We start from the raw sequence: 6,912 nt of genomic DNA, 5'->3' as shown, positions 1-6,912 counted from the left end.
CAAAATTACGTGAGTGATCCATTGCCCTTCGGTAACATTTTTATATGAGTTGACACGGATTCGGCCAAACCAGGGCGGACAACCGCTCACCGGAGACGCTCGTTGCACGGATCAGCCTTCCAAAACGCGAGAAAAAACGACTATAAACAAAGCAATCAGGAGAAAACCCAGTGCAAACGGACCATAATCTTGAAATATGGCCAAATCAGCATTGTGCAAACGATTTACTAATTCTACCCCATCCCTTATGATAGCGTTAAACAATAAAGCGCTTACGTCGACGGAAAAGCGCTGCCAACAAGCATAATTTCCAGCTCTGATGCAGATGGTCGGCGTTTTTCCACGAAGTTTGTACAAACGTTTGCTCAGATTCCGTTCTGGGCTCCGCGCTTGAAAGCAGGCAAAGGGGGGAAGTGCCGCCGGTTTGCGCCAGGAGGTTTGAAATTCGCCAGGAATACGGAAAGTGTGCACTCGCATCTGTCATTTTCCCGGTTACATGACGACAAGGAAAGGGGTTCTCACGCGAAATGAACACGAGAAACAAGAAATGGATGTCCATGGTCATCATGCTGGTGCTTGCGCTGGTGCTGGCTGCCTGCGGCGGCGGCAACAACAACGCGGGCAATACCGGAAGCAATGCAGGCGGCGAAACTTCGTCGAACGGCCAAAACAGCGGCAACGCCGGCGGCAACTCCGGCGACGCGGGCGCGGAAGAGCCGCAGATCGAAGAAGGCGCGCAGCTCCTCGTATGGGACAACAGCGACGCCGAATTTGAATGGGCGCAATATGTGGCGGAAGAATTTACGAAGCAGTACGGCATCCCGGTAACGGTCGAGAACGTCAACCATACGGACGCGCCCGGCAAGCTGCAGACGGACGGACCTGCCGGCCTCGGCGCAGACGTCTTCCTCGCGCCGCACGACCATACGGGGAACATGGCGTCAGCCGGTCTCATCCTGGAGAACTTCTACAGCGACGAAATCATGAACGAGCACATCGACGCAGCCATCACCGGCGGTTCCTTCGAAGGCAAACTGTACGGATATCCGATTGCGGTTGAAACGTACGGGCTGTTCTACAACAAAGATCTGGCGGAAAAAGCGCCGGAAACGTGGGAAGAACTGTTCGAGATGGCGAAGGCGTTCAACGATTCGGCGAACCAGAAATACGGCTTCATGTATGAAGTCGGCAACTTCTACTATGACTTCTCGTTCATCGGCGGCTACGGCGGCTATGTGTTCGGCTCGGACAACACGGACCCGAACGATCTCGGCCTGAACTCGGAAGCCGCGGTGAAAGCGGCGCAATTCGTCAAGCGGATCCATGACGAGATTCTGCCGATCAAGAAAGAAGACATCACCTACGACATCAAGGATTCGCTGTTCAAGGAAGGCAAGCTAATGTTCAACATGAACGGTCCGTGGGCCGCGGCAGGCTACCGCGACGCCGGCGTGAATTTCGGTGTCGCGCCGCTGCCGAAGCTGGACAACGGCGAGCATCCGACGAGCTTCTCGGGCATCAAGTCCTACTATGTCAATGCTTACACGAAGTATCCGGAAGCGGCGTCGCTGTACGCGAAATTCGCCGCCAGCAAGGAAATGCAGCTCAAGCGCTTCGAGATCACCGGCCAGGTGCCGACCCTTAAAAGTCTGTCCGACGATCCGACGATCAAGAGCGATCCGGTCGTATCCGGCATTATGGAGCAGGCGCAATACGCCATCCCGATGCCGAACATTCCGGAAATGCAGACGGTCTGGGGTCCGATGGCATCCGCCTTCTCGCTCATCTGGAACGAGAACATCGATCCGCAGCAAGCGCTTGACGACGCGAAGAAGCAGATCGAAGACGCCATCAAACTGATGCAATAAGCGGCTGCCTGACCGAACGGACGGAACCCGTGTCCGATGCGCGCGCTCGGGCACGGCTTCCTTTTTCATTAATTGTACAGGATGGTGGTTCTTCTGAACGGCAAGGTACACGCGCGTGCCGGCGCGCTGCTGTCACTGCTCTTCATGGGCCTCGGACAGATCTACAACCGGCAGTTCGTGAAAGGGCTGCTGTACGCGCTGCTGGAGCTTTATGTACTGATCTTCTGGTCGAAGCCGTTCGCGGAAGCGATGCACGGGCTCATCACGCTGGGCGACAAGGTGCAGCAGCGAAGCGCCCGCGGCACGATCATCGAACAGGGCGATCACTCGATCATCCTGATGATCACGGGAATCATCTTCGCCCTGCTGTTCCTCCTGTTCATCGCAGTCTACGCGCTCAACATCCGCGATGCGTACAAGGTCGGCGCGATGCGGGACAAAGGGGAGAAGCCCCGCAATTTCACGGCGTCGATTGCGCATGCCTGGGAACAGGGATTTGCCTATATCCTGCTGACGCCGTCCTTCGTGTTCGCGCTCTTCACGATCGTTCTGCCGCTCATCTTCGGCATTCTGATCGCGTTCACGAACTACTCGGGGCCGAACCATCTGCCGCCGAAAAATCTGGTCGACTGGGTCGGCTTCGAGACGTTCACCAGCCTGATCCAGTTCAGGGCGTGGAGCAACACCTTCCTCGGCGTGCTGACTTGGACGATCATCTGGGCGGTGCTGGCGACATTCACGACGTATTTCACCGGACTGTTCTACGCGCTTCTGCTTAATCACCGGGTGGTCAAGTTCAAGAAGTTCTGGCGCACCCTGCTCATTCTTCCCTGGGCGGTGCCGGGCGTCATCTCGCTGCTCATCTTCCGCAACATGTTCAACGGCGAGTTCGGCCCGATCAACCAGTATCTGAAAATGATCGGTCTGCAGGCGATTCCGTGGTTCTCCGACCCGTTCTGGGCAAAATTCGCGATCGTCGTCGTCAACATCTGGTTCGGCTTCCCGTATTGGATGGCGCTCATGTCCGGTGTGCTGACGAACATCGACAAGGAGCTGTACGAAGCGGCCGAGATCGACGGTGCGGGCGGATTCCAGCGGTTCCGGAGCATCACGCTGCCGCTCATCCTGTTCTCGACGGCGCCGCTGCTCATCATGAGCTTCGCGCACAACTTCAACAACTTCAATATGATTTACCTGTTCACGTCGGGCGGACCCGCCAATCCGTCCTACAGCTACGCGGGCTCGACCGACATTCTGATCTCGTGGATCTACAAGCTGACGCTCGAGCAGAACAAGTTCAACATGGCGTCGGTCGTATCGATCTTCATCTTCATTGTCGTCGCCGGGTTCTCGATCTGGAATTTCCGCAGGACGAGGGCGTTCAAAGAGGAGGACATGGTGGCATGATGAAGAGGAAGGGAAAGGAAGGGATCGAAGATGCAAACGAGCACCAGGCCGGGTGACAAGCTTGCGGCATGGGTCATCTACCTGATCCTGATTGTAACGGCCATCGCCGTCATTTATCCGCTCTATTGGGTGGTCCTCGGCGCGCTGAACCCCGGTTCGTCGCTGTTCCGCACCTCGATCCTGCCGACGGGGCTGACGCTGGACCACTTCCGTGAACTGTTCAATGAGACGGATTATCTGATCTGGTACCGCAACACGCTTTTTGTCGCCGTCATGAACATGATTCTGTCCACGGTGCTCGTCGTTACGGCGGCTTATGCGTTCTCGCAGTTCCGTTTTCCCGGCAGAAAGCAGACGCTGATGGCGATGCTCGTGCTCCAGATGTTCCCGAGCTTCATGGGCATGATCGCGATCTACATTCTGCTCTTGCAGATCAATCTGCTGGACAATCTGTGGGGCCTCATCCTCGTCTACGCGGGCGGGTCGATTCCGTTCGGCGCCTGGCTGGTGAAAGGGTATTTCGACGCGCAGCCGAGAAGCTTGGTGGAAGCGGCGAAAATCGACGGCGCATCGAACTTCACCATATTCTTCAGAGTCATGATGCCGCTGTCGGTGCCGATCGTCACGTTCGTCGCGGTCAACAATTTCATCGGACCGTGGATGGACTTTATTTTCGCCCGGCTCGTGCTGCGTTCCAGCGACAAATATACGCTGGCGATCGGACTGTTCAACATGGTGACCGGCCGGTCCAACACCGACTTCACGAAGTTCGCGGCGGGCGCGCTGCTCGTCTCGATTCCGATTGCGCTGCTGTTCCTGTTCCTGCAGCGATACATTATTGAAGGTTTGAAAGCGGGAGCCAACAAAGGATGAGGAAATTCCGACTGTTCGCCATCGTGTTCGCCGCGATGGTCATCCTGTTCTCGAGCGCGGTGCTCTGGATCGGGATGCGGCAGCAGCAGCTGGACCGGGCGCGGATGGAGGAGGCGAAGGACCGCGATTCGAACGTGTTCTACGAGATTTTCGTCCGCGCCTTTCACGACAGCGACGGCGACGGCAAAGGCGATCTGAACGGCATTACCGCCAAGCTGGACGACCTCAAGGAGATGGGCGTCAGCGGCATCTGGATGACGCCGATCCACCCGTCGCCGAGCTATCACGGCTATGATGTGACGGATTACTACGCGATCCATCCGGATTTCGGCACGATGGAAGATTTCGAGCGGTTGATCGAGGAAGCGCACAAGCGGAACATCCGGATCATCATGGACCTCGTCGTCAACCATACGAGCAGCAAGCATCCATGGTTCGTCGAAGCGAAGTCGAGCGAGAACAGTCCGAAGCGCGACTGGTATGTCTGGGCGGACGAAGAGACGAACGTGAACGCGGTCAGCGCCATCGGCGGCAAGGCATGGCATCCGGTCAGCACCGGCCGCTACCTGGGCATCTTCTGGGACGGCATGCCGGATCTGAATCTGGACAATCCGGAAGTGCGCGCGGAATTCATCCATATTGCCCGCTTCTGGCTGGACAAAGGGGTGGACGGATTCCGCCTCGATGCCGCAAAGCATGTGTACGAGGACCTGCAGGGCGACAACAAGCGGACGGAAGTGGCGGAAAAGAATGTCGCGTGGTGGCGGGAATTCCGCACCGGTCTGGAGGAAGTTAAGCCGGATGTGTATCTCGTCGGCGAGGTGTGGGACGCGCCTTCCGTCATCGGTCCTTATCTGGACGGCGCGCTCGATTCCGGCTTCAACTTCGATCTGGCCGGACGGCTGATCAATCTGGCGAAATCCGAGAACGCGACGGATATCGCCGCCGGCATCCGCCGCGTCCACGACTACTACGCCGAAGTGTCGGGCGGCAAGTTCATCGACGCGACGTTCCTGTCGAACCACGATCAGAACCGCGTCATGAGCCAGCTCGAAGGCAATGTCGACCACGCGAAGACGGCCGCGGCCTTGCTGCTCACGCTTCCCGGCCGGGCGTTCATCTACTACGGCGAGGAGATCGGGATGCAGGGCGTGAAGCCGGACGAGAATCTCCGCCGGCCGATGGACTGGGACGAAGTCGAGCGGCAGCATAACGATCCGGACTCGCTGCTCAATCATTACCGGCGGCTGGTCAACTGGCGGAAGCTGGAGCCGGCGTTGGCGTTCGGCACGGTCGAGTCGTACGCGACCGGGAACAAGCGCGTCGTCTCGTTCATCCGCGAGCATGAGGGCGAGCGGCTGCTCGTGCTGCACAATCTGTCCGGCGAACCGCAGAAGGTCGAACTCGAGTCGAAGGCGGGCATCGAGGCGGATGCTTTGGCCGTGACGCTGGCGTCCGCGCCGGGGATCCAATACGACGGCGGCGAAGTGACGCTGCCGGCGTACAGCACGGCGGTGCTCAAAGCGAAATAAGCGTTGGTTCGTGAAGACGAGGACGTCCGGGAGGGCGTCTTCGTTTTTTGCGCCGGTCGTTCATGCTCTCTGTTGCGCAAGCCTTGCCCGGAGCGGGTTTGACAGCCCGTCCGGCTTCATGCCGGTTGTCAATGAGAACCGTTATCACTTATAATAGTAAAATCGACTGTCAGAGGAGAGAACCTGCCAGCATGACCGCCCATCCCTTCGCAACGGAATCGAGCAGACGACGACGCGCTGTCCTGGTGATGACGGCAGCCCTAATCCTGATTGCGGCCGTATGCGTCATCAGCATCAACACCGGCCATATCCGGCTGTCGCCGGCGGTCGTGGCGAAGACGCTGTTCGGCCTGGGGACCGACCGGGAAGAACTGATTCTGTTCGAATTTCGGCTGCCGCGCATTGTCATCTCGATTCTGGTCGGCGCCGCGCTTTCCGTATCGGGCTGCATCCTGCAGGGCATTACCCGCAACGCGCTGGCCGATCCGGGCATTCTCGGCATTAATGCCGGGGCGGGTCTGATGGTGATGCTCTTCGTGGCGTACGGTTCGACGTCGACGTTATCGACGCTGTTCATGCTCCCGGTGTTCGCCCTCCTCGGTGCCGGAGGGGCGGCGGCGCTCATCTTCGCCCTCGCGTACCGCCGTCACGACGGCGTGTCGCCGACCGGTCTCGTGCTGACCGGGATCGCGGCGGCGCTCGGACTGAACGCGGCTATCATCGTGCTGACGCTCCGGCTCAGCCCGGAACAATATCAGTTCGCCGCTACTTGGATGGCGGGCACGATCTGGGGAACGAACTGGAAGTTCGTGCTGGCGATGCTGCCATGGGTCGCGGTGCTGCTGCCGTACGCGCTGCTCAAGGCGAGGACGCTGAACGTGATGAATCTCGGCGAGCAGACGTCGGCCGGGCTCGGCGTGCCGGTGCAGCGGGAGCGGTTCAAGCTGCTCGCCGTTGCCGTCGGCCTCGCCGGCTCGTCGGTCGCCGTCGCCGGCGGCATCGCCTTCGTCGGCCTCATCGGGCCGCATCTCGCCCGCCGGCTCGTCGGGCCGCAGCACCATTACCTGCTGCCGGCATCCGCGCTGCTCGGCGGCCTGCTGCTCGTGACCGCCGACACGGTCAGCCGGCTGCTCGCGCATCCGACCGAGATCCCGACGGGCATCGTCGTCGCCGTCATCGGCGCGCCGTATTTCATCTACTTGCTGATGAAGACGAGAGATTGATACCGAAGC

General features: G+C 59.1%; 6 protein-coding genes. 5 read left to right on the top strand and 1 reads right to left on the bottom strand.

The features are described from left to right. Nucleotides 1-111: 111 nt before the first annotated feature. Nucleotides 112-477, bottom strand: coding sequence for a hypothetical protein (locus tag KJQ12_RS14470; RefSeq protein WP_213485385.1), 366 nt, complete (start codon nucleotides 475-477; stop codon nucleotides 112-114). 50 nt (nucleotides 478-527) lie between these two features. On the opposite strand from KJQ12_RS14470, the gene KJQ12_RS14465 reads away from it, so the two are divergent. The 5 genes from KJQ12_RS14465 (at nucleotide 528) to KJQ12_RS14445 (ending at nucleotide 6,903) form a co-directional block, all read left to right on the top strand. Continuing rightward, nucleotides 528-1,868: a sugar ABC transporter substrate-binding protein gene (locus tag KJQ12_RS14465; RefSeq protein WP_244860626.1), complete on the top strand. Its 1,341-nt coding sequence runs from the start codon at nucleotides 528-530 to the stop codon at nucleotides 1,866-1,868. A gap of 81 nt (nucleotides 1,869-1,949) precedes the next feature. Next, complete coding sequence (locus tag KJQ12_RS14460; protein ID WP_213485384.1) at nucleotides 1,950-3,275, top strand: sugar ABC transporter permease; 1,326 nt, start codon at nucleotides 1,950-1,952, stop codon at nucleotides 3,273-3,275. Between the two features lie 30 nt (nucleotides 3,276-3,305). Further along, complete coding sequence (locus KJQ12_RS14455) at nucleotides 3,306-4,148, top strand: sugar ABC transporter permease (RefSeq protein WP_213485383.1); 843 nt, start codon at nucleotides 3,306-3,308, stop codon at nucleotides 4,146-4,148. Continuing rightward, nucleotides 4,145-5,680, top strand: coding sequence for an alpha-amylase family glycosyl hydrolase (locus KJQ12_RS14450; RefSeq protein ID WP_213485382.1), 1,536 nt, complete (start codon nucleotides 4,145-4,147; stop codon nucleotides 5,678-5,680). The genes KJQ12_RS14455 and KJQ12_RS14450 overlap by 4 nt, the downstream gene beginning before the upstream one ends. A gap of 191 nt (nucleotides 5,681-5,871) precedes the next feature. Further along, nucleotides 5,872-6,903, top strand: a complete 1,032-nt coding sequence (locus KJQ12_RS14445; RefSeq protein ID WP_213485380.1) for a FecCD family ABC transporter permease — start codon at nucleotides 5,872-5,874, stop codon at nucleotides 6,901-6,903. Nucleotides 6,904-6,912: the final 9 nt, after the last annotated feature.

It is taken from the genome of Thermobacillus xylanilyticus, assembly GCF_907165215.1.
Taxonomy (GTDB): Bacteria; Bacillota; Bacilli; order Paenibacillales; family Paenibacillaceae; genus Thermobacillus; species Thermobacillus xylanilyticus.
The sequence above is the reverse complement of the archived record's forward strand: the minus strand, read 5'-3'. Positions and strand labels throughout refer to the sequence as shown.

What these genes read in the sequence shown, in the direction of transcription:
- KJQ12_RS14470 (WP_213485385.1), bottom strand. Translation starts at nt 477, where the DNA reads ATGCGAGTGCACACTTTCCGTATTCCTGGCGAATTTCAAACCTCCTGG.
- KJQ12_RS14465 (WP_244860626.1), top strand. Translation starts at nt 528, where the DNA reads ATGAACACGAGAAACAAGAAATGGATGTCCATGGTCATCATGCTGGTG.
- KJQ12_RS14460 (WP_213485384.1), top strand. Translation starts at nt 1,950, where the DNA reads ATGGTGGTTCTTCTGAACGGCAAGGTACACGCGCGTGCCGGCGCGCTG.
- KJQ12_RS14455 (WP_213485383.1), top strand. Translation starts at nt 3,306, where the DNA reads ATGCAAACGAGCACCAGGCCGGGTGACAAGCTTGCGGCATGGGTCATC.
- KJQ12_RS14450 (WP_213485382.1), top strand. Translation starts at nt 4,145, where the DNA reads ATGAGGAAATTCCGACTGTTCGCCATCGTGTTCGCCGCGATGGTCATC.
- KJQ12_RS14445 (WP_213485380.1), top strand. Translation starts at nt 5,872, where the DNA reads ATGACCGCCCATCCCTTCGCAACGGAATCGAGCAGACGACGACGCGCT.